This is a genomic window from Sphingomonas panaciterrae, from assembly GCF_036890205.1.
Classification (GTDB): Bacteria; Pseudomonadota; Alphaproteobacteria; order Sphingomonadales; family Sphingomonadaceae; genus Sphingomonas; species Sphingomonas panaciterrae.
The window spans coordinates 1-23,342 of sequence record NZ_JAKNQR010000005.1; the positions used below are offsets into that span (position 1 = coordinate 1).

Annotated in this window: 24 protein-coding genes and 2 pseudogenes; 19 read left to right on the forward strand and 7 right to left on the reverse strand. The window is 66.1% G+C overall.

Translation table 11 applies throughout. From position 1 onward, the window contains the following. Positions 1 to 23 precede the first annotated feature (23 nt). Genes L8F96_RS12940 through L8F96_RS12950 form a run of 3 tightly spaced genes read right to left on the reverse strand, consistent with a single transcriptional unit; the run spans position 24 to position 1,245 of the window. Positions 24 to 539, reverse strand: coding sequence for an RNA polymerase sigma factor (locus L8F96_RS12940; protein ID WP_334656244.1), 516 nt, complete (start codon positions 537 to 539; stop codon positions 24 to 26). Next, positions 536 to 973, reverse strand: a complete 438-nt coding sequence (locus L8F96_RS12945; protein WP_025550099.1) for a periplasmic heavy metal sensor — start codon at positions 971 to 973, stop codon at positions 536 to 538. Before L8F96_RS12945 ends, L8F96_RS12940 begins: the two co-directional genes overlap by 4 nt. Further along, on the reverse strand, positions 973 to 1,245 hold the full coding sequence (locus L8F96_RS12950; RefSeq protein ID WP_007406394.1) for a hypothetical protein: 273 nt from the start codon (positions 1,243 to 1,245) through the stop codon (positions 973 to 975). The genes L8F96_RS12945 and L8F96_RS12950 overlap by 1 nt, the downstream gene beginning before the upstream one ends. A 132-nt stretch (positions 1,246 to 1,377) precedes the next feature. On the opposite strand from L8F96_RS12950, the gene copC reads away from it, so the two are divergent. From copC to fabI, 9 genes and pseudogenes are all read left to right on the forward strand, one after another. After that, complete coding sequence (gene copC / locus L8F96_RS12955; protein WP_007406420.1) at positions 1,378 to 1,755, forward strand: copper homeostasis periplasmic binding protein CopC; 378 nt, start codon at positions 1,378 to 1,380, stop codon at positions 1,753 to 1,755. A 4-nt stretch (positions 1,756 to 1,759) separates the two neighbouring features. Then, entirely contained in the window at positions 1,760 to 2,704 is a 945-nt protein-coding gene (gene copD / locus L8F96_RS12960; RefSeq protein ID WP_007406374.1) for a copper homeostasis membrane protein CopD, read from the forward strand. 36 nt (positions 2,705 to 2,740) lie between these two features. Continuing rightward, entirely contained in the window at positions 2,741 to 3,415 is a 675-nt protein-coding gene (locus L8F96_RS12965) for a class I SAM-dependent methyltransferase (RefSeq protein WP_017501308.1), read from the forward strand. Positions 3,416 to 3,522: 107 nt separating this feature from the next. Next, positions 3,523 to 5,880, forward strand: a complete 2,358-nt coding sequence (locus L8F96_RS12970) for a heavy metal translocating P-type ATPase (RefSeq protein WP_046408691.1) — start codon at positions 3,523 to 3,525, stop codon at positions 5,878 to 5,880. After that, positions 5,877 to 6,275 (forward strand): Cu(I)-responsive transcriptional regulator, encoded by a 399-nt coding sequence (gene cueR, locus L8F96_RS12975; protein ID WP_007406402.1) that lies wholly within the window; start codon positions 5,877 to 5,879, stop codon positions 6,273 to 6,275. The genes L8F96_RS12970 and cueR overlap by 4 nt, the downstream gene beginning before the upstream one ends. Before the next feature lie 403 nt (positions 6,276 to 6,678). Next, positions 6,679 to 8,400 (forward strand): PHA/PHB synthase family protein, encoded by a 1,722-nt coding sequence (locus tag L8F96_RS12980; RefSeq protein ID WP_046408692.1) that lies wholly within the window; start codon positions 6,679 to 6,681, stop codon positions 8,398 to 8,400. A gap of 3 nt (positions 8,401 to 8,403) precedes the next feature. After that, positions 8,404 to 9,831 (forward strand): bifunctional enoyl-CoA hydratase/phosphate acetyltransferase, encoded by a 1,428-nt coding sequence (locus L8F96_RS12985; RefSeq protein WP_046408694.1) that lies wholly within the window; start codon positions 8,404 to 8,406, stop codon positions 9,829 to 9,831. After that, on the forward strand, positions 9,824 to 11,014 hold the full coding sequence (locus L8F96_RS12990; RefSeq protein ID WP_007406370.1) for an acetate/propionate family kinase: 1,191 nt from the start codon (positions 9,824 to 9,826) through the stop codon (positions 11,012 to 11,014). The genes L8F96_RS12985 and L8F96_RS12990 overlap by 8 nt, the downstream gene beginning before the upstream one ends. Beyond that, positions 11,011 to 11,784 (forward strand): annotated as a pseudogene (fabI, locus tag L8F96_RS12995) (enoyl-ACP reductase FabI). The gene L8F96_RS12990 and the pseudogene fabI overlap by 4 nt, the downstream one beginning before the upstream one ends. 27 nt (positions 11,785 to 11,811) lie before the next feature. On the opposite strand, the gene L8F96_RS13000 reads toward fabI, so the two are convergent. After that, positions 11,812 to 12,177, reverse strand: a complete 366-nt coding sequence (locus L8F96_RS13000) for a hypothetical protein (RefSeq protein ID WP_125964309.1) — start codon at positions 12,175 to 12,177, stop codon at positions 11,812 to 11,814. Positions 12,178 to 12,506: 329 nt separating this feature from the next. Between L8F96_RS13000 and atpD the strand changes: the two genes are divergently transcribed. The 10 genes from atpD (at position 12,507) to L8F96_RS13050 (ending at position 20,744) form a co-directional block, all read left to right on the forward strand. Continuing rightward, entirely contained in the window at positions 12,507 to 13,919 is a 1,413-nt protein-coding gene (gene atpD / locus L8F96_RS13005; protein WP_046408695.1) for a F0F1 ATP synthase subunit beta, read from the forward strand. Then, on the forward strand, positions 13,916 to 14,326 hold the full coding sequence (locus L8F96_RS13010; RefSeq protein WP_334656255.1) for a F0F1 ATP synthase subunit epsilon: 411 nt from the start codon (positions 13,916 to 13,918) through the stop codon (positions 14,324 to 14,326). The genes atpD and L8F96_RS13010 overlap by 4 nt, the downstream gene beginning before the upstream one ends. Beyond that, entirely contained in the window at positions 14,323 to 14,598 is a 276-nt protein-coding gene (locus L8F96_RS13015) for an AtpZ/AtpI family protein (RefSeq protein WP_030541619.1), read from the forward strand. The genes L8F96_RS13010 and L8F96_RS13015 overlap by 4 nt, the downstream gene beginning before the upstream one ends. After that, the gene (locus L8F96_RS13020) at positions 14,595 to 14,861 is read left to right on the forward strand and encodes an ATP synthase subunit I (RefSeq protein ID WP_334656257.1); all 267 of its coding nucleotides are present in this window, start codon (positions 14,595 to 14,597) and stop codon (positions 14,859 to 14,861) included. The genes L8F96_RS13015 and L8F96_RS13020 overlap by 4 nt, the downstream gene beginning before the upstream one ends. A 26-nt stretch (positions 14,862 to 14,887) precedes the next feature. Continuing rightward, positions 14,888 to 15,559: a F0F1 ATP synthase subunit A gene (locus tag L8F96_RS13025; protein ID WP_231621894.1), complete on the forward strand. Its 672-nt coding sequence runs from the start codon at positions 14,888 to 14,890 to the stop codon at positions 15,557 to 15,559. Further along, the gene (locus L8F96_RS13030; RefSeq protein ID WP_046408697.1) at positions 15,556 to 15,798 is read left to right on the forward strand and encodes a F0F1 ATP synthase subunit C; all 243 of its coding nucleotides are present in this window, start codon (positions 15,556 to 15,558) and stop codon (positions 15,796 to 15,798) included. Before L8F96_RS13025 ends, L8F96_RS13030 begins: the two co-directional genes overlap by 4 nt. A 1-nt stretch (position 15,799) precedes the next feature. Then, complete coding sequence (locus L8F96_RS13035) at positions 15,800 to 16,549, forward strand: F0F1 ATP synthase subunit B family protein (RefSeq protein WP_030541616.1); 750 nt, start codon at positions 15,800 to 15,802, stop codon at positions 16,547 to 16,549. Further along, entirely contained in the window at positions 16,521 to 18,053 is a 1,533-nt protein-coding gene (locus tag L8F96_RS13040; protein ID WP_338124157.1) for a F0F1 ATP synthase subunit alpha, read from the forward strand. Before L8F96_RS13035 ends, L8F96_RS13040 begins: the two co-directional genes overlap by 29 nt. Then, entirely contained in the window at positions 18,050 to 18,898 is an 849-nt protein-coding gene (locus L8F96_RS13045; RefSeq protein ID WP_046408699.1) for a F0F1 ATP synthase subunit gamma, read from the forward strand. The genes L8F96_RS13040 and L8F96_RS13045 overlap by 4 nt, the downstream gene beginning before the upstream one ends. Before the next feature lie 79 nt (positions 18,899 to 18,977). Continuing rightward, positions 18,978 to 20,744: an oleate hydratase gene (locus L8F96_RS13050; protein ID WP_030541613.1), complete on the forward strand. Its 1,767-nt coding sequence runs from the start codon at positions 18,978 to 18,980 to the stop codon at positions 20,742 to 20,744. Between the two features lie 143 nt (positions 20,745 to 20,887). Here L8F96_RS13050 and L8F96_RS13055 read toward each other — a convergent pair whose 3' ends face one another. The 3 genes and pseudogenes from L8F96_RS13055 to L8F96_RS13065 all read right to left on the reverse strand — a co-directional run bounded on the left by L8F96_RS13055 (position 20,888) and on the right by L8F96_RS13065 (position 23,339). Then, the gene (locus L8F96_RS13055; protein WP_046408700.1) at positions 20,888 to 21,508 is read right to left on the reverse strand and encodes a response regulator transcription factor; all 621 of its coding nucleotides are present in this window, start codon (positions 21,506 to 21,508) and stop codon (positions 20,888 to 20,890) included. Between the two features lie 593 nt (positions 21,509 to 22,101). Continuing rightward, positions 22,102 to 22,297 (reverse strand): annotated as a pseudogene (locus L8F96_RS18605) (hypothetical protein); the annotation flags it as partial. A 169-nt stretch (positions 22,298 to 22,466) separates the two neighbouring features. Beyond that, positions 22,467 to 23,339 (reverse strand): ribose-phosphate pyrophosphokinase, encoded by an 873-nt coding sequence (locus tag L8F96_RS13065; protein WP_231621895.1) that lies wholly within the window; start codon positions 23,337 to 23,339, stop codon positions 22,467 to 22,469. Positions 23,340 to 23,342 lie beyond the last annotated feature (3 nt).

Sequence of the window (23,342 nt, forward strand, 5' to 3'; positions counted from 1 at the left end):
TAGCGCGATCAGAACGCCGCCATTTAGCGCGAGCGTTTACAGGAGATGCCGAGAATCTCGGCGGTTTCGGCTTCCGATTTCTCATCGATCGTCCGCAAGACGAGCGTGTCCTTGAGCGATGCGGGCAGGGCGGCGATCGCTTTCATGGCCTCTGCCAGCTGCTGCTCGGCGCCGATCGCCTGGTCGGGTAGTGGCGCCTCGTCGACGACATGTTCGGCTTCCCCCAGCGCCAGCGCGTGGGAGAAGAAGTTGCGGACCGCGCGGCGGCGGCGCCAGTCATGGCATTTGTTGATGACGATCCGCGACATCGAGACCGGAAAAGGTCGCGCAGCGTCATAGCGGTTGAGTGCGGCGAAGGCGGCGACGAAGCTCGCCTGGGTCACGTCGAGCGCTTCGTCGCGGTTCCCGACATGGCTGCGCACGAGGCGGTGCACCCAGCCCTGATGCCGGCGGACCAGCTCGCCATAGGCCGCTTGCCGGCCTCCAAGCGCCAGAGCCGCGAGCTCCCCGTCCGAGCAGTCGGGGAGGCACGCGGTCATTTGGACTTGGCCGTCAGCGCTTTCACCACGGCGTCGTCGAACTTGTCCGTCTGATCCGGGCGCAGCACGGCCCGCATCGCGAAGATATGCTCGAGTGTTTCCTTCTGCAGCGCGCCCATCGCCTGGTGCGAGCGATCCACCGCCCCTGCAACCCGAGGACCATAGCCATGCTCCGCCTCGATCGCCTCGGCGAGCCGCGCGTTATCGGCGCGCAGTTCGGCCTCCAGTGCCTGACGCCGGATCGCATAGTTCTTCTCGATCGTCTCGAGACGGCTATGTTGCGCGGTGTCCAGCTTCAGATCGCGATGGAGCAGGTCGTGCAACTCATTTTCGACCGGGCGCACCGGAACCACATAGACGCGGCCGATGACCACACCGGCGATCGCCGCGGCAAAGGTCAGCAGGACGAGGAGCAGGAGCCGGCGGTCGCGCATCATTGTGAACTCAGCAGCGTCGAAGGAGCGAGCGCGAGCCGCGCGTCAAAGGGCGATATCGGCCCGGCTTCGGTCGACCGCACAGGCACGGCCGAGCCGGCAATTCCCAGGAACAAGGCTGCTGCCGCGGCGATACCGAATGTCGTGGCGCTCAGGCGGGGCATGGCCTGGAGCCGGGCGATCTCGGCCATGACGCGGCTGTCCAGCCCGGCAAGCCGGGGATCGAGCGGCGCTTCCCGCAACCGGCTGAGCATGTCGTCGAGGTGGTCCATGATGTTTCTCCGTCTTCACTTCTCAATAAGCAGGATGGTCCGGCAACCCTTGTCCGGGAACAAAAAGAAAAGTGCGAGGGGTGCAGGTCGCGGCTGCGTATTCTCTCATGTCACTGACAGGAGAATGTCCAAATGCGCTTCTTTTCGCCGCTCGCAGCCATCGCCGCCGTCGGCCTGAGTGTTTCGGCTCCGGCCTACGCCCATCCCAAGCTCGTGTCCTCGACGCCCGCCGCCAACGCCAGCGTCCCGGCGCCGTCGCGTATAACGCTCACCTTCAGTGAAGGTCTGATGCCGAAGCTGTCGGGCGCCGAGATCGTGATGACCGGCATGCCCGGCATGCCCAACCACCGCATGGCGGTAACCGGCTTCAAGACGTCCGTCGAAGGCGACAAGACGCTCGTGCTGACGCTCGCCAAGCCGCTCATGGCGGGCAGCTATCAGGTCGCCTGGCACGTCGTCTCGACCGACACGCACCGCATCCAGGGCAATCTCGCCTTTACCGTCAAGTGACGCCATGAACGACGTGGCACTCGTCGCCGTCCGCTGGGCGCTCTACGTCGATCTCGGCCTGTTGTTCGGCCTGCCGCTGTTCGCGCTCTATGCGCCCGGCGGCGGCCGGATGGTACAGCGGCATCTGCCGATGGTAGCAATGGTGGCCGGTCTCGCCTGTCTCGCCCTCCTGCTGTCGGCGCTGGGGTTCGCGTTGCAGGCAGCGGCCATGACCGGGCTGCCGCTCACCCAGCCTGATCTTTCCATGGTCGCAGAGCTGTTCAACGGCACGTCCATGGGAACGGCGCTGAAGGCGCGCCTCGTCGCGCTCCTCGTTCTTCTGCTCTCCATCCCCTTCTATCGCCGGCAATCCCGTCCTGCCTTCATCGCCTCCACTCTGGCAGGCGCGGTCGCACTCGCGACCCTCGCCTGGAGTGGGCATGGCGCGGCTGGCGAAGGCGAGGCGGGCTGGCTGCAACTGGGGGCCGATCTCATCCATCTGCTCGCCGCCGGCGCCTGGGTCGGCGCGCTTGCCGCATTCCTCGCGCTGGTACTTCCCAGGCTCGCAACCGACGATCTCGCCGCTCAAGACATGGACCGGGTCACGCTCGCCGAGGAAGCGTTGCGGGGCTTCTCCCTCGTCGGCACGATCATCGTCGCCCTGCTGATCCTGACCGGGACGGTGAACGGCTGGTTCCTCGTCGGTCCGGGCAACATCGCCTCGCTCGGGCAGTCGACCTACGGCCTGCTGCTCATCGCCAAGCTGCTGCTGTTCGCCGGCATGCTGGGCCTGGCCGCGCTCAACCGTTATCGCCTGACCCCGGCACTTGCGCAGGCGATCGAGGAAGAGGACGCGCCACGGGCGCAGGCGCTGCTGCGCGCGAGCCTCGTCGTCGAAGGCGGTCTTGCGATCGTCATTCTCGGGCTCGTCGCCTGGCTGGGGACACTATCGCCGCCCATGTCGATGTAGCTTATCGTTTCGGACGCCTCGCGTTGGGAGAAGCCAATGCAATCCTACACCCCGCCGCTCGGGACCGGATCGACGAAAGACTATGATCGCGCGATCCGCCTGTGGACGCGGGAGAAGCGGTGGCGTGCCGCCATGCTCGCCGCCCTGGCGCCCAAAGCCGGTGAGACGGTCGTCGACGTCGGCTGTGGCACCGGCAGCTTCGCGCTGATGCTCAAGCAAGCCGAGCCCAGGACGCAGGTGATCGGTCTCGATCCCGATGCCGAGGCGCTCGACATCGCGCGGCACAAGGCCGCTGTGCGGCGGGCCGATATCGACTGGCGTCAGGGATTTGCCAGGGACGTGGCCCCGGGTACCGCCGACGCTGTCGTGTCGAGTCTCGTGCTGCATCAGATGCCGGTCAGGGAGAAGGCGGCAACCCTGCGCGCCATGTTCGCCATGCTGCGCCCGGGTGGGCGCCTGGTGATCGCCGATTATGGCCGCCAGCAGGGTTTCATGCGGCTTGCCTTCCGCCTGACCGTGCAGCGGCTCGATGGCATCGATGATACCCGGCCCAATGCCGACGGCGTGCTCCCCGGCCTGATCGCGGCGGCCGGCTTCAGGCATGTGGCCGAGACGTTTCGGCTTTTGACCATCACCGGCGCGATCGACTTGTTTACGGCGCATCGACCGGCGCAGGACCACGGCCTTACGGTTGCCAATGACCTTGGCTGATGGCGGCCAGGCGAACGGGCCCGCCGATTTGTCCGCTTAGGCGATTACGTATTGACCCTGACACGGTGTCAGACCCTAGATCGTCAGGCGTCGAAAGGAGCAAGGCGATGAACGAGACACATGGAGCGGCGCATGGCGGCGGTTGCTGCGGCGGCCACAGCGCCGCGAAAGCGGCGACCGGCGTCAAGGACCCGGTCTGCGGCATGACCGTCGACCCGGCGACCACGGCGCATCAAGCCGAGCATGGCGGTGAACGCTATCATTTCTGTAGCGCGGGCTGCCGGACCAAATTCATCGCCGATCCCGAGCGCTATCTCGGCCCGCCAGCGCCGCCGGTCGCGGCGCCCGAAGGCACGATCTGGACCTGCCCGATGCATCCAGAGATCCGGCAGGACCATCCCGGATCCTGTCCGATCTGCGGCATGGCGCTCGAGCCCGCGACCGTGACTGCCGACAGCGGCCCCAGCCATGAGCTGGTCGATTTCACACGGCGCTTCCGGGTCGGCCTGATGCTGGCCCTCCCGGTGCTGATCCTCGAGATGGGCGCGCATCTCTTTCCCGCGATCCATCGCCTCGTGCCGATGTCGATCTCGGTATGGATCCAGTTCGTGCTGGCGACACCCGTCGTGCTCTGGGCGGGCTGGCCCTTCTTCGAGCGTGGCTGGGCCTCGCTCAAGACCCGCAACCTCAACATGTTCACCCTGATCGCGATGGGGACCGGGGTCGCCTGGATCTACAGCGTCGTCGCGACGCTCGCGCCCCAGCTGTTCCCGCCCGCCTTCCGCGGAGAGGACGGCATGGTTGCCGTCTATTTCGAGGCGGCCGCGGTGATCACTGTCCTCGTGCTGCTCGGCCAGATGCTCGAACTGCGCGCGCGCGAGCGGACCTCGGGCGCGATCAAGGCGCTGCTTAACCTTGCGCCAAAGACCGCGCGCCGGATCGGCTCCGATGGCAGTGAAGAGGAAATCAGCCTCGATCTCGTTGTGGTCGGCGACCGCCTGCGTGTGCGTCCCGGCGAGAAGGTGCCGGTCGATGGCGTGGTCGAGGACGGCCGTTCCTCGCTCGACGAGTCGATGGTCACCGGTGAGTCCATGCCCGTCACCAAGGCCAAGGCCGACACGGTGATCGGCGGCACGCTCAACCAGACCGGCGCGCTCGTTATCGTCGCCGACAAGGTTGGCCGAGACACCATGCTGGCGCGCATCGTCCAGATGGTCGCCGAGGCGCAGCGCTCGCGCGCGCCGATCCAGCGCATGGCCGATCAGGTGTCGGGCTGGTTCGTGCCCGTGGTCATCGCGGTCGCGGTGGTCGCGTTCATCGCCTGGGGCATCTGGGGCCCCGAGCCGCGCTTCGCCTACGGGCTGGTTGCGGCGGTCGCCGTGCTGATCATCGCCTGTCCCTGCGCACTGGGTCTCGCCACGCCGATGTCGATCATGGTCGGGGTTGGCCGCGGCGCCGGGCTCGGCGTCCTCATCAAGAATGCCGAAGCGCTCGAGCATATGGAAAAAGTCGACACGCTCGTCGTCGACAAGACCGGCACGCTGACCGAAGGCCGGCCTGCCGTCACCCAGATCGTGCCGGCGCCCGGCTTCGACGAAGCCGAACTGCTGCGGCTTGCCGCCTCGGTCGAGCGGGCCTCCGAGCATCCGCTCGCGCTGGCGATCGTCGAGGCCGCCAAGGATCGCGGCATCCCCACGAGCGACGTCACCGACTTCGATTCCCCCACCGGACGCGGCGCGCTCGGCACCGTCGACGGCCGCCGGATCGTGCTCGGTAATGCGCGGTTCCTCTCGGAAGAGGGCATAGCAACCGACGCGCTGGCGGAGCAGGCCGACGCCCTGCGCCGGGATGGCGCCACCGCGATCTTCATCGGCGTCGACGGCACCGTCGGCGGCGCCTTTGCAATCGCCGATCCCGTGAAGCAGACGACGCCGGAGGCCCTGGCCGCACTCAAGGCCGAAGGCATTCGCGTGGTGATGTTGACCGGCGACAACCGCACCACAGCAGAGGCGGTGGCAAGGCGGCTCGGCATTGACGATGTCGAAGCCGAGGTACTGCCCGACCAGAAGAGTGCCGTCGTCGCGCGGTTGAAAAGCGAGGGGCGCGTGGTGGCGATGGCCGGCGACGGGGTCAACGACGCCCCCGCACTGGCTGCCGCCGATGTCGGTATTGCCATGGGCTCGGGCACCGACGTCGCGATCGAGAGCGCGGGCGTGACGCTGCTCAAGGGCGATCTCATGGGCATCGTGCGGGCACGGCGGCTGAGCCAGGCGACCATGTCCAACATCCGCCAGAACCTGGTCTTCGCCTTCATCTACAATGTCGCCGGGGTGCCGGTGGCGGCGGGCGCGCTCTATCCGCTGTTCGGCATCCTGCTCTCGCCGATCATCGCGGCCGCCGCCATGGCGCTCTCCTCGGTCAGCGTGGTCACCAACGCGCTGCGCCTCAACCGGAAAGCGCTGTGAACATCGGGGAGGCGTCGAAGCAAAGCGGGGTCTCGGAGCGGATGATCCGCCATTATGAGAAGATCGGCCTCATCCCGGCGCCGCCGCGCCGGGGAGCGGGTTATCGCGACTATGGCGAGAGTGACCTCCATCGCCTGCGGTTCATCGCCAATGCCCGCGATCTCGGTTTTCCGATCGAGGAGATCCGGACCCTGCTCGGCCTGTGGGCCGACACGGGCCGCAGCAGCGCCGATGTAAAGCGGGTCGCGTTGGCGCGGGCGGAGGAATTGCAGCGCAAGGCCGAAGCGCTGACGACCCTGCGCGAGACCCTCGTCGATCTCGCCGAGCGCTGTCATGGCGACGAGCGGCCAGATTGTCCCATCATCGCCGAACTGAGTCTCGACAGAAAATGTTAGCGCCGGCCGCCTCTCGGACCAGACCCGCTCTGGCGGCCGGGGTGCTGATCGCACTTGGCATTCTCACGACGGGCCTCGCGATATATTTCCTCGCAGTCCGCCCGCCACTGCTGGCGGAGGATCTTCGCCATATCGGCGGCAACCCGCAGACCCTTTCGCCGGTATTGCGGGACTGGTTCGGCGGGATAGCTGGCTCGCCCGTGCGACCGCACTGAGCCTCCTGATCGTATTTGGCCGCTTTTCATACAGCAATGTCGTGCTGAGCTCTGACTTCTGGGGCTGGCATATGCGAGGCAATCCCTCCGTAGGACTACGGAGTGCGCAGAGGCTTCCTGCGCTTCAGGGCTTGTTGCACCGCAGCAGGAGCGAAAATGTGCAGAGTCGAAGCAATATCCCTGACCCGTTGGACGGTCTGGCCACGACGCTGGATCGGTCGAGCTTCGCCGCCATCGCGCAGCTGACTTCAGGCCAGTCGCCCGCCACTTTGGCGCAGTCTTTTTCCGACTGGTGGACGCACATTCTCTGCTCGCCAGGCAGGCAGCTGCAGCTCGCCGCCAAGGGCGGGCGCAAGCTGATGCGGCTCGCCGACTATGCCATGCGCAGCGCATCCGGCAGCGATCACGAGCCGGCGATCGATCCGCTGCCCCAGGATCGGCGCTTCGCCGACGCAGCCTGGAAGCGCCATCCGTTCGACCTGATCGAGCAGGCCTTCCTGCTCCAGCAGCAATGGTGGCATGCCGCGACGACCGGCGTGAGCGGCGTCACCGGGCACCACGAAGCGATCGTCGAGTTCGCGACCCGCCAGATGCTCGACATGGTGTCCCCGACCAATTTCATCCCGACCAACCCCGTGCTCCAGCAGCGCATCCTCGAAACCGGAGGACAATGCCTTGTCGAGGGTGCGCGATTTTTTTGCGACGACCTGGAACGCCTGGTACGCGGGGAGCCCGCAGCGGGCACGGAGGCCTATCGGGTCGGCGAGAAGGTCGCAGCCACGGCTGGCAAGGTCGTGTTTCGCAACAGGGTCATGGAACTGATCCAATATGCGCCCGCAACCGAGACGGTGCGTCCGGAGCCGATACTGATCGTGCCGGCATGGATCATGAAATATTACATCCTCGACCTCTCCCCGGAAAATTCGCTCATCCGCTGGCTGGTAGGGCAGGGCTACACCGTGTTCTGCATCTCCTGGCACAATCCCGACAGCGCCGACCGCGATCTCGACATGGAGGATTATCGCCTGCTTGGGCCGATGGCCGCCGTGGATGTCATCCAGGCGATTACCGGCACCGAGAAGATCCACGCGGCCGGCTATTGTATCGGCGGCACGCTGCTCGCCATCACCGCGGCCGCGATGGCGCGCGATGAAGATAAGCGTCTGGCGAGCGTCACGCTGTTCGCCGCCCAGACCGAGTTTAGCGAGCCGGGCGAACTTGGCCTGTTCATCGACGAGGCGGAAATCAACCTGATCGATGCGATGATGTGGGCGCGCGGCTTTCTCGACAGCAGTCAGATGGGCGGCGCCTTCCAGATGCTGCGATCCAACGATCTGGTCTGGTCGCGCATCCTCTCGACTTATCTCATGGGCGAGCGCGAGCCGATGACCGACCTCATTGCATGGAATGCCGACGGCACCCGCATGCCCTATGCCATGCACGCGCAATATCTGCGGCGCTTGTTCCTCGACAATGACTTGGCCGAAGGGCGCTACGAGGCCGGCGGCCACCCGGTCTCGCTCTCGGGGCTGCGCATGCCGATCTTCATGGTGGGCACGGAAACCGACCACGTCGCGCCGTGGCGCTCGACCCACAAGCTCCACATGCTGACGGGCGCGGAGATCCGCTTCGTGCTGACGAGCGGTGGCCACAATGCCGGGATCGTCTCCGAGCCCGGGCATCCTCATCGCCACTTTCGCGTCGCGACACGGATGCAGGATGGCCCGGCGCCAGGTCCCGATACCTGGCTGGAGCGGGCCGAGCTGCGCGAAGGGTCGTGGTGGCCGGAATGGAGTTCATGGCTTGGATCGCACTCGGGCAAGGCGGCCGCCCCACCGTCGATGGGCGCGCCCGAACGGAACTATCCGCCGCTCGGTGATGCCCCCGGGCGCTACGTGCTGGAGCGCTGAGCCATGGCCACCGCCAACCTCATCGAGAACCGCACGTTCGACGAGATCGCCGTCGGCGACACGGCCAGCCTCACCCGCACGCTGACCGCCGACGACATCCAGCTCTTCGCGGCGGTGTCAGGCGACGTGAATCCGGCGCATCTCGACCCTGTCTATGCCGAAACGGACATGTTCCACAGGGTCATCGCTCATGGCATGTGGGGCGCGGGGCTCATCTCGGCGATCCTGGGAACCGAGCTGCCAGGGCCCGGTGCGATCTATCTCGGCCAATCGCTTCGCTTCACCCGCCCGGTGGGCGTCGGCGACACCATCACGGCCTGCGTCACCGTCGCGCAGAAGCGCGCCGAGCATCATGTCATCGTTCTCGACTGCGCCTGCGTGAACCAAAAGGGCGAGACCGCCATCAGCGGCCAGGCCGAGGTCAAGGCGCCCACCGAGAAAGTCAGCCGGCCCCGCATGCCGCTTCCCGACGTGCGGATCGCCAGCCACGACCGCTTCCGCCAGTTGATGGAGCGCGCCAAGGACGGATCCGCGTGCGTCACGGCCGTGGTCCATCCGTGCAGCGCCGACGCCATGCGCGCGGTGGCTGAGGCCGCCGACGCCGGCATCGTCGTTCCAATTCTCATCGGACCTGCGGCGCGTATGACGAATGCGGCGAAGGACGCCGGTGTCGATATTGCCGCCTTCCGGGTGATCGGGGTCCCGCACAGCCACGCCGCCGCCGCCGAAGCCGTCGCGCGCGTACGGGCCGGCGAAGCCGCGCTGCTGATGAAGGGTTCGCTTCATACCGACGAGCTCATGGGCGCGGTCGTATCGTCCGACATGGGCCTTCGGACCGAACGCAGGATCAGCCACGCCTATGTGATGGATGTGCCCGGCTATCCGCGCCCGCTCATCATCACCGACGCCGCGATTAACATCGAGCCGACGCTTGAGGACAAGGCCGACATCGCGCGCAACGCGATCGACCTTGCCCATGTGATCGGGATCGAACAACCCAGGGTCGCGATCCTCGCCGCCGTCGAGACGGTCAATCCAAGGATGCGCACCACATTGGATGCCGCGGCGCTCTGCAAGATGGCGGACCGGGGCCAGATCGAAGGCGCGCTGCTCGATGGACCGCTCGCCCTCGATAATGCGATCAGCGAGGCGGCCGTGCGCGACAAAAGTATCGTCTCGCCGGTCGCCGGCCGGGCGGACATCCTGCTGGTGCCCAATCTGGAGGCCGGCAACATGCTCGCAAAGCAGCTGACCTTCCTGGGCGGCGCCGATGCCGCAGGCGTGGTGCTCGGCGGGCGCGTTCCGATTATCCTCACCAGCCGGGCAGACAGCGTGCGCACGCGCCTCGCCTCCTGCGCGCTCGCGGTGCTGCTGGCGCGGGCTGCAACCAAGGCGTCTCCCGGCGTTGCGGGACAGCGCCGCGATGGCTGAAATCCTGTGCCTCAACGCCGGTTCGTCGAGCCTTAAGTTCGCGCTCTACGCCGAGCCGGGCACTGATGAGCCCTCTTTGCTGGCGAGCGGCAAGATCGAGAATATCGGCCTTGAGCCGCACCTGATCGCGCGCGATGCGAAGGGGGATGTCCTTGCCGACCGGCGCTGGACGAAAGACGTCACGATCACGCATGAGACGCTGCTCAAGGATTTGCTGCGGGAGATCGAAGCTTCGGTCGGCGAGGATCTGATCGCGGTAGGACATCGGATCGTTCATGGGGGCGCCGACTATTCAGCGCCGGCGCGGGTCGACGCGCCACTCCTCGCCGCACTCGAGGCGCTTTGCCCACTGGCGCCATTGCATCAGCCCCATAATCTCGCCGCGGTCCGCGCCGTCTCCAGGCTGCGCCCCGCTCTGCTGCAAGTCGCCTGCTTCGACACCGGCTTCCATCATGGCCAGCCCCCGGTTGCGACGCGCCTCGCGCTGCCGCGCGCGCTTGGCGAAGAGGGCATGCGGCGCTACGGCTTTCACGGCATCTCCTACGAATATATCGCGCGGCAGCTGCGTTTGATCGATCCCGATACAGGCGGTGGCCGCACGATCGCCGCGCATCTCGGCAACGGGGCCAGCCTCTGTGCGATGGACGGGGGGCGCAGCATCGACACGACGATGGGGTTCACCGCACTCGACGGATTGGTGATGGGCACGCGGTGCGGAGCGCTCGACCCGGGCGCGGTGCTCTATCTTCTCCAGCAGAGGGGCATGACGGCGCGCGAAGTCGAGCATCTCCTCTACAGTGAGTCCGGCCTTTTGGGCGTGTCCGGCACATCGAGCGACATGCGCGCGCTTCTCGGCAGCGAAACGCCCGCCGCTGGGGAAGCGATCGACCTCTTCGTCTGGCAGATCGCGCGCCAGGCTGGCGCCCTCGCATCCTCGCTCGGGGGGCTCGATAGCTTCGTGTTTACCGCCGGGATCGGCGAGAATGCGCCTGAAATCCGCGCCCGCGTCGCCGATCGGCTCCGCTGGCTCGGCGTGGCGCTCGACACGGACGCGAATCTCCGCGGAGCGTCGGTCATCAGCGCGCCGTTCAGCCGTGTCACGGTGCGCATCATCCCGACCGACGAGGAGTGGATGATCGCCATCCACACCGCCGATCTTCTGCGTGAGGAGCCGAAACCATGAAACCTCTCGTCGATCTTACTGGCAAGCGCGGCCTGGTGATCGGCATCGCCAACGCGCAGAGCATCGCGGCGGGCTGCGCCCAGGCCTTCCACGACTGTGGCGCGAGACTGGCGGCGACCTATCTCAACGGAAAGGCCGAGCCGCTCGTGGCGCCCGTCGCGGAGACCCTGGGAGTCGAATGGCTCGCCGCGTGCGATGTCCGGGTGCCGGGCGAACTGGAGGCCCTGTTCGAGCGGGTGAAGTCCGAATAAGGCGGCCTCGATTTCCTGCTTCATTCGATCGCTTTCGCGCCGAACGAGGATTTGCACGGCCGCGTCGTCGACAGCTCGGCCGAAGGCCTCGCGCTGGCGATGGACGTCTCGTGCCACAGCTTCCTGCGCATGGCGCGTCTCGCCGAGCCGCTGATGTCGGATGGCGGCTGCCTGCTGTGCGTCACCTTCTACGGGTCGGAGCGGGTGGTCGAGCACTACAACCTGATGGGGCCGGTCAAAGCGGCCCTCGAAAGCGCGACCCGCTATGTCGCGGCTGAGCTTGGCCCCAAGGGCATTCGCGCCCATGCGATCTCGCCAGGCCCGATCGCGACCCGCGCTGCCAGCGGCATCGACCGCTTCGACGAGCTGCTCGAACGGGCCGCGGCGACGGTCCCGCAGCACCAGCTCGTGACCATCGAGGATGTCGGAGGGCTCGCCGCCTTCCTGGTGAGCGATGCCGGCCGCCATATCACCGGTACGATCATTCCGGTCGATGGCGGTCAGCACCTGCTCGGCTAGGGCGGCTCGCCGCGATCGGGGGCTATCCTATTTGTCGCTGGTGGCCTGCTTCTCGCCGTCGCCCGGGCTTTTCTGCCCGAACCATGGTCCGACAATGGCAGCAAAGGCATCCAGCGCCCCGGGAGCCGTCGGAGCGCTCGCGACGGCCTGCCAGGCCTGCTGCCATTCCTCGAACGCCGATCTTGTGCCGGCAATCATATGCTCGCGGACCGTGGCCATGTCCTCGAACAGTGCCCGCGGTCCGGCCGGGCTGACCGCGCCGGCGTCCGACGTCTTGTCCGTCGCGCCCGCAATCGAGGCACGCGCCTCTTCGGCGAAGCGGCCGGCGGCGCGGTTGCCGACCTCGAGCGACTCTTCGCCACCTTTCCGGGCGACTTCGGCGAGCTTCAGCATCAGGCCGACATTCGCTTTGGCGAGCGCGGCAAGTTGATCGACCGGATAGGGCATGGGACGATGAACCTTTCTCTTCGCGTCTAAGCTCCAGCGTATCGGGCATGCAGCCCTGGCCTGAGGCTCATCGCGTCGCGCCGCCGATATTCGGCGAGGCTGAATCAGAGAGAATCGGTAACTCTACGTATGCCGAATCTGCGGCTTGCCTGCGACGCTCAGCCAATGCACTTTTGGCTTGTCGTCCATGTCGTGCCCGCGGGCAGCGACTTCTACCCGTCCCGTCATGATCGCGGCACGGTCGGGCATGATTATGGTCTGACCCGGCAACCGGCATGGGCGTGATACCGTCCATAGCCAGGCTCGGCCGGATTGCGGCGCTCCGCGGTCCCGTCCTCGATGTCGAGTTCGACGAAGGGCCGCTGCCCGCAGTCAATGAAGCACTGCGCATCGATGCGGCGTCAGGCCCGCTGGTCGCGGAAGTGCAGAGCCATATTGATGATCGGACCGTCCGCGCCGTCGCGCTTCAGCCGACCTCCGGTCTGGCGCGCAATGTCGGCGTGGTGGCCTTGGGCGCACCCATCGCGGTTCCGGTCGGAGACAAGGTTCTTGGGCGGCTCCTTACGCCGACCGGGCAGGTGGGGGACGGCGGCGCGCCGCTCGGACCGGATGTGCCATTGAGGCCGATCCATCGCGCACCCCCACCGCTCGACGAGCAGAGCGCGGCGACGGCGATGTTCGAGACCGGCATCAAGGTCATCGATCTGCTCGCACCGCTTGCCCAGGGCGGCAAGGCCGCCATGTTCGGGGGCGCGGGGGTGGGCAAGACCGTGCTGGTGATGGAACTCATCAACGCGATGGTCGCCCGCTACGAGGGTGTCTCAGTGTTCGCGGGCATCGGCGAGCGATCGCGCGAGGGCCATGAGCTGCTCACCGACATGCGCGGCTCGGGTGTGATCGACAAGACCGTGCTCGTTTTCGGGCAGATGAACGAGCCGCCGGGCGCGCGCTGGCGGGTCGGGCTGACCGCGCTCACCATCGCCGAACATTTCCGCGACGAGCAGAAGCGCAACGTCCTGCTGCTCATGGATAATGTGTTCCGCTTCGTCCAGGCCGGCAGCGAGGTGTCGGGCCTGCTTGGACGCATGCCTTCGCGCGTCGGCTATCAACCGACGCTGGCCAGCGAGGTGGCCGCGCTGCAGGAGCGCATCGCCTCTGTGCATGGGGCTGCGGTGACCGCGATCGAGGCGGTCTATGTGCCCGCCGACGATTTCACCGACCCGGCAGTCACCGCCATCTCCGCCCATCTCGACAGTTCCATTCTGCTCTCGCGCGCCATGGCGGCCGAAGGCATCTATCCCGCGGTGGATCCCTTGGGGTCCTCGTCGATCCTGCTCGATCCGCAGGTCGTGGGCGATCATCATTACGCGCTCGCCCAGCAGGCCCGCGAGACGATCGCGCATTATCGCGAGCTCCAGGACATCATCTCGCTGCTCGGCATCGAGGAACTGGGCCGCGAAGACCGGCTGATCGTCGGCAGGGCGCGGCGGCTCCAGCGCTTCCTGACCCAGCCTTTCATGGTGACCCAGGCCTTCACCGGACAGGCCGGCCGCTCGGTGGCGCTGGCTGATACCCTGAAGGGCGTCGCGGCCATCCTGTCGGGCGAGACCGACGACTGGCCCGAAAGCGCCTTCTACATGGTGGGCGATATTGAAGAGGCACGCTCTCGCGTGGGGCAGGGCGCATGAAGCTGCGCATCACCGATCCGACCGCGATCCTCGTCGACGCCGATGTCGCGTCGGTTCGCGCCGAGGATGCCAGCGGCAGTTTCGGCATCCTGTCGGGCCATGCCGATTTCCTGACCGCGCTTGGCGTCTCGATCGTCTCCTGGCGCGGCCCCGATGGCGCTCCCGGCTATTGCGCGGTGCGCAACGGCATTCTGACCGTGAGCCACGGCACGGAGGTCGCGGTCGCGACGCGCGAAGGCCATGTCGGCGATGACCTTGGAACGCTCGAGCATGACGTGCTCGCGCGCTACCGCGAGCGCGACGAGGGCGAACGATCCGAACGGACCGCGTCGGCGAAGCTCAGGATGCAGGCGATCCGCCATATGGTCGAGGCCCTGCAGGGTGGTGGCCAGGAGATCGGCCTGTGAGCACGGACAAGCCCGAGCAGCCGATCGTCGAAGCCATCCGGACCCGCGCGGAACGGCGGCGGCTTGCGCAGCGGCTTCCTTCCGTCGCCCGCAATCTCGGCCAGATCGGCGTGCTCGGCTGGCAGATCGTCCTGCCCGCGCTGGTCGGTCTCGCGATCGGCCGCTGGCTCGACCACCGGCTGGATAGCGGCATCTTCTGGACCGCGCCGCTCCTGCTCGTCGGGCTCGCCCTCGGCTGCTGGTCGGGCTGGCGCTGGATGCACCGGCAATGAGCCAGCTCTCCCCCATCCTGTTCCTGGCCCTCGGATTTGCGGTCGGCCTCGCCCATTTCGCGGCCATCGCCAGAGAAGCCGACCTCGTCACCCATGGCGGCCCGGCATCGCGCGCGATCCTGTTCAGGCTCGGGCGCCTCGCCGTCACTATTCTGGTTCTTGTCATCGCCAGCCGGCAAGGGTGGCCGGCGCTTCTTGCCGCAACAACCGGCTTCATGGGCGGGCGCCAGATCATGCTCCACCGGCTCGGAGGCGCCCGATGATATTCGCGTCACCACTTGAAAGCCATGTGCTGTTCGCGATCGGTCCGGTGCCGATCAGCCAGCCGGTCGCCACGACCTGGGGCATCATGGCCGTCCTTACAATCGGAAGCTGGCTGCTGACCCGCCGCCTTGCGTTACGCCCAACCCGAGCCCAAGCGGCGCTCGAGCTGGTCGTCGAGACCGTCGCCGGCCAGATCCGCGAGACGATGGAGGCGGAGCCGCGGCGTTATTTGCCGCTGATCGGCACGCTGTTCCTGTTCCTGCTGGTCGCCAACTGGTCGTCGCTGATCCCCGGCGTCGAGCCGCCGACCGCGACCCTCGAAACCGACGCGGCGCTGGCGCTGATCGTCTTCGGCGCGACGCTCTGGTTCGGCGTCCGCGCGCTCGGGCCCAGGGCCTATCTCGCGACCTTCGCGCGCCCCTCGATCCTGCTCGCCCCGCTCAATATCGTCGAGCTCTTCACCCGCAGCTTCTCGCTGATGGTGCGCCTGTTCGGCAACGTCATGAGCGGTGTCTTCATGATCGGCGTCGTGCTGAGCCTGGCCGGGCTGCTCGTCCCGATCCCGCTGATGGCGCTCGAAATGCTGACCGGCGCGGTCCAGGCCTACATTTTCGGCGCGCTCGCCATGGTCTTTATCGGCAGCGCTATCAGCGAGAACGGCGCCCGCCCGCCATCCAAACAGGAGTCCCCCGCATGAACTGGATCCATCTCGCCAGCATCCTCGGCGCCGCTTTCGCGATCTCGATCGGCGCAATCGCCCCGGCGCTCGGGCAGGGCAGGGCCGTCGCCGCCGCGATGGACGCGATCGCGCGCCAGCCCGAAGCCGCCAACACCATCTCGCGCACGCTGTTCGTGGGCCTCGCGATGATCGAGACGATGGCGATCTACTGCCTCGTGATCGCGCTGCTGCTGCTCTTCGCCAACCCGTTCGCCTGACATGCGGATCGACTGGTGGACGCTCGCGCTGCAGGCGGTCAATGTCCTCATCCTCGTGTGGCTGCTCGGACGCTTCCTGTTCCGTCCGGTGATGGATGCCATCGCTGCCCGCCAGGCATCGGCCCAGGCGCTGCTCGACGAAGCGCGGGAGGCAAAGGACCGGGCACAGGCCGAAGCGCAGGCGCTCAAGACGCAGAATGACGGCTTCGTCGCGGATGCGGCGGCTCGCCGCGCCGAGATCCGGACCGAGGCCGAAGCGGAGCGCCAGCGCCTCCTCGCGCAGGCCAGGCTCGAGGCGGACGCCGTCGTCGAGCAAGGCCATGCGGCGATCGATGCCGAACGCGGGCGGGTGGCGGCGCAGTGGCGGGAAAAGGCAGCGAGCCTCGCCGCCTCGATGGCAGGCACGTTGCTCGCTCGTCTCCCGCCCGAGCAGACGGTGCAGGCCATGGTCGACGCGCTCAAGGCGCGGCTCGGGGACCTTTCCGAGGCGGATCGCCTCAGCCTGGCGGCCGCCGGGCCCGTCACCGTCGCGACGCCCGCGCCGCTGACGGCCGATCTGCAGACGCAGGTAGCGCGCGCGCTTGGCGAAATCCTGCCGGATACCGCGACCCCGATCTTCGCGGTCGATCCAGATCTCATCGCCGGCGCGGAGCTTCGCACGCCCCACGCCGTCGTGCGCAACAGCTGGCGCGCCGATCTCGACGCCATGGTGGAGAGCCTCAATGAGGACAATCATGCCCGGATCGCCTGAAGACTGGCTGACGCAGGCCCAGAGCTGCATCGCGCGCGCCAATCTCGGGCCGCGTGTCGATGCAATTGGCCGGGTGGAATCGATCGGCGACGGCGTTGCCATGGTCTCGGGCCTTCCGGACTCGCGCCTCGACGAATTGCTCTATCTCGCCCGGGGCCAGACCGGATTCGTCCACACGCTCGACCGGGACCGGATTGGCTGCGTGCTGCTCGACGATGCCGCACAGGTGGAGGCAGGAGACACCGTAACCGGCTCGGGCGAGGTGGTGCGCGTGCCGGTTGGCGAGGCATTGCTTGGCCGAGTCGTCGATCCGCTCGGCCGTCCGCTCGATGGGGGCGCGCCGATCCGGGCCAGGCGCTTCGATCCTGTCGAACGGCCGGCGCCGGCGATCATCGAACGCGACCTCGTCGTCCAGCCGGTGCAGACCGGCACGCTCGCAATCGATGCGATGTTCGCCATCGGCCGGGGGCAGCGCGAACTCATTCTCGGTGACCGCGCCACCGGCAAGACGGCGCTCGCGGTCGACACGATCATCAACCAGCGCACCAGCGACATGATCTGCGTCTATGTCGCGATCGGCCAGAAAAGCTCGGCGGTCGCGCGCGTGGTCGATCAGGTGCGGCGGCATGGCGCGCCGGATCGCACCATCTTCGTCGTGGCGAGCCCCGCCGCGGCGCCGGGGCTGCAATGGATCGCGCCGTTCGCGGGCTTCACGATGGCCGAGTATTTTCGGGATGGTGGCGGCCATGCGGTGGTGGTGCTCGACGATCTCACCAAGCATGCCGCGACCCATCGCGAGATCGCCCTGCTGATCGGACAGCCGCCCGGGCGCGAGGCCTATCCAGGCGACGTCTTCTTCCTCCATTCCCGCCTGCTCGAACGTGCGGCGCGTCTCTCGACGGAGAAGGGGGGCGGTTCGCTCACAGCTCTGCCGATCGCGGAGACCGATGCCGGCAACGTCAGCGCCTATATTCCGACAAATCTGATCTCGATCACCGACGGTCAGATCATTCTCGACGCGAAGCTGTTCGCGCAGGGGCACAAGCCCGCCATCGACGTGGGCACGAGCGTGAGCCGGGTCGGCGGCAAGACGCAGCTTCGCGTCCTGCGCGACGCGAGCGGGACCATGCGCCTCGACTATGCGCAGTTCCTCGAGCTCGAGATGTTCACCCGCTTCGGCGAGCAGCCCGAGCCGCGTGTCCGCGCCCAGATCGAACGGGGCAAGCGCTTGCGCGCCTTGCTCGTGCAACCGCTGTCGAGTCCCCTACGGGTCGTCGACCAGGTGGCGCTGGCCGTGGCGCTCGGCGAAGGGTTGCTCGATGGCATGGTGGTCTCGGAGATACCGTCGCTCCGCGCGCGGCTGCCCGCCTGGATCGACGATCACGTCCCCGATCTATGCGCGCAGATCGAGCGGACTGGACAGATCGACACCGCGCAGCGGTCCGCTCTGATAACGACGGTGAAAGCGCTGATCGAAAGCCAGCCGGCCGGTTCTGCATCATGAGCGATCGCCTCGCCGAGATCGGCCACCGGATCGAGACCGTCCGCCAGCTCGGTGCGGTGGTCAACGCCATGCAGGGCATCGCCGCGCAGCGGGCGCAGCAGGCGCGCGCGCTGCTGCCCGCGGTGCGACGTTATGCGGAGACCGCCCGCACCGCCATTGGCCAGGCGCGCCGCCTTGACGAGCCACTGGCGCGTTTTCCGGCGCGGGCGGTCGGTGGTGCGAGAGGCGGCCTTATCCTGTTCGGTGCGGAGCAAGGCTTTGCCGGGGCCTTTCCGGAGCAGCTGCTCGACGGCGCCGCGGCCGACATGCAGGACAGGCATATTCTTCTGATTGGCGCGCGCACGGCCACGCTTGCGACCGAGCGCGGTCTGCGCATCGCATGGAGCGCGAGCATGCCGAGCAAGGCCGATGCGCTGCCCGCACTCGCGACAAGCATCATCGACGCGCTGTACGACTATCTGGACGAGACCGGCGCGGTGCCCATCACCATGGCTTATCCGGTCTGGAGCAGCGGCAAGGGCGTCTCGATCGTGCGCGCGAGCCTCCTGCCGCTCGACCTCGACACTTTCCCCGCGTCCACGGCGGATTTGCCGCCGCTCGTCAATATCAACGCGGCGGACCTTATCGGCGACCTGACCGCGGAATATGTCTTCGCCCAGATCTGCGCGGCTGCGGTCGAGACGTTCGTCGCCGAGAATGAGGCACGGCTGCGCACCATGGCGACCGCCCGCAGCCACATCGATCGCAAGGGCGAGGCCCTGCGCCTCGAGGAGCGCCTCACGCGTCAGGATCAGATCACCAGTGAAGTCGTCGAACTGAGCGGCGGGCGACATCGGCGAGAATGAATGCAGGGCAGGCACTTCTGCTGTTCAGCAAGAAACCGCAGAACCGCCATTGTCGTCGGGATCGAAGAGGGAGTTCGCCATGCACTATAGTAGCGGAAACTACGAAGCTTTCGTGCGCCCCCGCAAACCTGAGGGCGCTGACAGGAAGACGGCCTGGTTCGTCGGCTCGGGTCTTGCGGGACTAGCGGGCGCGGCGTTCCTGATCCGCGACGGCGGCGTCGCCGGCGAGCGTATTACCATCCTTGAGGAGCTACATGTTCCCGGCGGCGCGCTCGACGGCCTCGACGTCCCCGAAAAGGGGTTCGTCATCCGCGGAGGGCGCGAGATGGAGGAGCATTTCGAATGCCTCTGGGATCTCTATCGCTCGATCCCTTCGCTGGAGATCGAGGATGCGAGTGTGCTCGACGAATTCTACCGGCTCAACAAGGACGATCCGAATTTTTCGCTGCAGCGCGTCACGCAGAACCAGGGCCAGGATGTGCCTGACAAGGCTTTGCTGACACTCAGCGATCGCGCGCGAAGAGATCTGATCTCCGTCTTCCTCGCGACGCGGGAGGAGATGGAGAACAAGCGGATCAACGAAGTCTTCGGCGATGATTTCCTCAGGAGCAACTTCTGGCTCTACTGGCGCACCATGTTCGCCTTCGAGGAGTGGCATTCCGCGCTTGAGATGAAGCTCTATCTCCATCGCTTCATCCACCATATCGGCAGTCTGGCGGATTTCTCCTCACTCAAGTTCAACCGCTACAATCAATATGAATCGATGGTCCTGCCGCTGGTCAACTGGCTGCAGGATCGCGGCGTCAGGTTTCGCTACGGCGTCGAGGTCACCGACGTCGATTTCGACATCCGGCCCGGCCGCAAACAGGCGACCCGGATTGCCTGGATCGAAAACGGGGTCGAAGGCGGCGTCGATCTCGGCGCCGACGACCTCGTCTTCATCACCATCGGATCGCTGACCGAGAATTCCGACAATGGCGATCATCATACACCGGCCAGGCTGAATGAGGGGCCGGCGCCGGCCTGGGACCTGTGGCGCCGGATCGCGGCCAAGGACCCGGCCTTTGGTCGTCCCGACGTGTTTGGATCCCATATCCCGGAAACCAAATGGGCGTCGGCGACCATCACCACGCTCGACGCGCGCATTCCGGCGTACATTCGCAAGATCGCCAGGCGCGATCCGTTCAGCGGCACGGTGGTGACCGGCGGCATCATCACGGTCAAGGACTCGAGCTGGCTGCTGAGCTGGACGGTGAGCCGGCAACCCCACTTCAGGAAGCAGCCGAAGGACCAGATCGTCGCCTGGTTCTATGCCTTGTTCGTCGACCGACCCGGCGACTATGTGAAGAAGCCGATGCAGGACTGTACGGGCGAGGAGATCACGCAAGAATGGCTCTATCATCTCGGCGTGCCGGTCGAGGATATTCCTGGGCTCGCCGCGACGGGGGCGACGACCGTGCCGGTGATGATGCCCTACATCACCGCCTTCTTCATGCCGCGCCAGGCCGGCGACCGGCCGGACGTGGTGCCCGAGGGCGCGGTCAACTTCGCCTTTGTCGGCCAGTTTGCCGAGTCGAAGCAGCGTGATTGTATCTTCACGACGGAATATTCGGTGCGCACGCCGATGGAGGCCGTCTACACGCTGATGAAGGTCGAACGCGGCGTGCCGGAAGTGTTCAACTCAACCTATGATATCCGCACGCTTCTGGCCACAATCGGGCCGCTCAGGGATGGCAAAGGGATCGACATTCCCGGCCCGTCCTTCCTGCGCAAGCTGTTGATGAAGAAGCTTGAAGGCACAGAGATCGCCCAGCTGTTGGAAGAGTTTCATCTCCTTTCGCGATAGCAATCAAGCGCGACCCTTCGCCTGGGCTCACGAAAATTCCGCCAAAAGCTGATGAACAACGTCGATGCATCCCGGCAGGCACTATGTCCGCGCCATCAGGTGACACGCAGAGATTCAACCGCAGCAGCCCTGGCCGCCTTTACCTACAGCGGCCTTCCCATTCCAGCCGCAAAGGCGATCCGCAAGGTTTCGGAAAGGGTACGGACTCCAAGCTTGGACATGATGCTCGCGCGATGGACTTCGACCGTCCGTGAAGAAATGCCCAGATCATAGGCGATGGTCTTGTTCGGAAGGCCTTGCGCAAGGCCTTCGAGAACATCCCGTTCGCGCGGTGTCAGTAGATCGACCTGTCGGCATGCCTCGGCTTCTTCGAGAGCGCGCCCCTCCGCCGTGTCGATGCGCGCGAACGCTCGGTCTGTCGCATCGAGCAGCAGCGCCCGTTCGATAGGTTTGGCCAGGAAATCGACAGCACCCGCCTTCATCGCTTGGACAGCAAGCGCAATGTCTCCGTTGCCGGTCAGCATCACGACTGGCATGCTTATATCCATCTGCGTCAGCGCTGCCTGAACCTGTAGACCGTTCATGTCCGGCATGTGCATGTCGAGAACGATGCTACCTCTTTCAGCTTCATCTGCAATTTTCAGAAAGTCGACTCCCGAGCCATAGGTCTCGACGGCAAATCCCGCTGTCCTTAATGTGAATCCTACAGCTTTCCTGATTGTTTCTTCGTCATCAATGACATGAACGACGCGCTTGCTCTCCATGGCCCCCCGGACGTGTTGGCATTGCTGCGCACCCCAGCGGGCACAGCTTCAAAGGGGAGACCTTCTACGGGTAGGACCATGGTCCAAGGTCAAGGCCGAAATACCGCCGCATCACAACAGGCAAGGCAGGTGCTCGGCGAGAGGGGGGTAAGCGACCCGGCATCATGTGCCGAACTTTGCGAGATGACCGCTCTTGCGAACGGGGCGGCGCTCCCTCTGGTCTCCCGGCGGCAAGGCGCCGCAAGACGCTGCCGCCGGGAGTGGGCACGCCTCTTGGGGGATGAGCGCGCTGGTTGCTCCTAAGCTCGACGCGTCATGTTGTCATGGCAAGAAGCTGATAATCGCTATTCTGTGTCAGCAGCGCGCCGTAACGCCGATGTCCGGGGCGGATCGCAGCTCCGCTCGCGCGCCGCTACGGCACGGCGAATCCGATTCAGCACGAACCGGTGATCATAGGGTTTTGAGATCGAAGGCTGATCATCGCAGAGATCGCCCGCCTTCCGTGTCGCAGTTTCGATATTCCCGGCGAGGATGGCACCGATACCGGGTTGTTCCTGACGAACCAAGGATGCCAGGCCCGCGCCGCGCTCAGCGCGATCGAGCCAGCGCAGCGCTGCCATCACATCGTCGACCGGCACCGGGATGCTGGCGGGCGACGGAGGGCCGGTTGGCCCTCGACGGCGGAGCGATCGGACGCCCAGGATGCAAGGATGGCGGGCTTCACTTCGGGCTCAAGCTGCGGGTCCGAGCAACGATGAAGGGATCAAGGAAAGAGCGTGTGTGCGACATGACATATCCTCCTTTCCTGCCGCGACTTTCTCCGAAAGCGAAGTTCCCGGAAGATTGGTTCGGGCTCGTGTAGGGTCAATGGATGGGAATGCGCCCGGCGTTTGCCGGGCGTTCGTTTTCATCGTGCATTGAGCATTGAGTACTGAAGAACTGACGCGCAGCGCACCGTTCAAATTCCGTGACGAACGGCCTCCGCAATCGCCGGCATCACGTCGATATCATTAGAGGTATGCGCAACAGCGTTCGTGCTCACGATCCTCTCGACGAGCCCACCCAGGACTTGCGCTGCATCGCCGGCGAAAAGCGGATGCACGACCACGCAATCCGGTCGCGCGAACCCCATGCCGACCAGCTGGCGCGCCGCCTCGGCGAGGGTCCGGCCGGATGAGGCGATATCGTCGACCAGCACCGGCTGGCGATCGAGAAACGCTGGGGCATTCGGAATCGAGATGGTGACGTCACGGTCGCCGGACCGGATTTTCTCGCACACGAGAAACGGAGCATCGGCATCGGCCGCCACCTGCGAGACCCACTGTTCGCTTTCCAGGTCCGGACCGATGATCAGCGGACGAGCGACATTGCGCTTGATCCACGAGGCCAGAAGCCGCGCAGCATGAACAACCTGGGTCGGGATGCGGTAGATTTCCGACAACGCATGATAGCGGTGGAGATGCGGATCGACCGTCACCAGCCAGTCGAGATGGCGGGACAGGATCGCGGCAAAGGTTCGCGACGTCACCGCCTCGCCGGCATGGAAGCGAATGTCCTGGCGCATGTAAGCGAGGTAGGGGGCGACGAGCCCGATCCTGCGAGCGCCCAGATCGCGCGCGGTGTCGGCTGCGAACAGCAGCGGCAACAGCTTGGCGTCCGGATGATCGAGACTGCACAGCAGGATGACGTCGCGGTCGCTGATGTCGCTTACGACCCTGAGATAGGTTTCCCCGTCGGGAAACTGACGATGCTCGATCGTGCCGACCTCTGCATCGAGTGCGGCGGATAGCGGCTGTGCCAGGGCCTCGCTGCCAGACAGCGCGAACAGCACGGG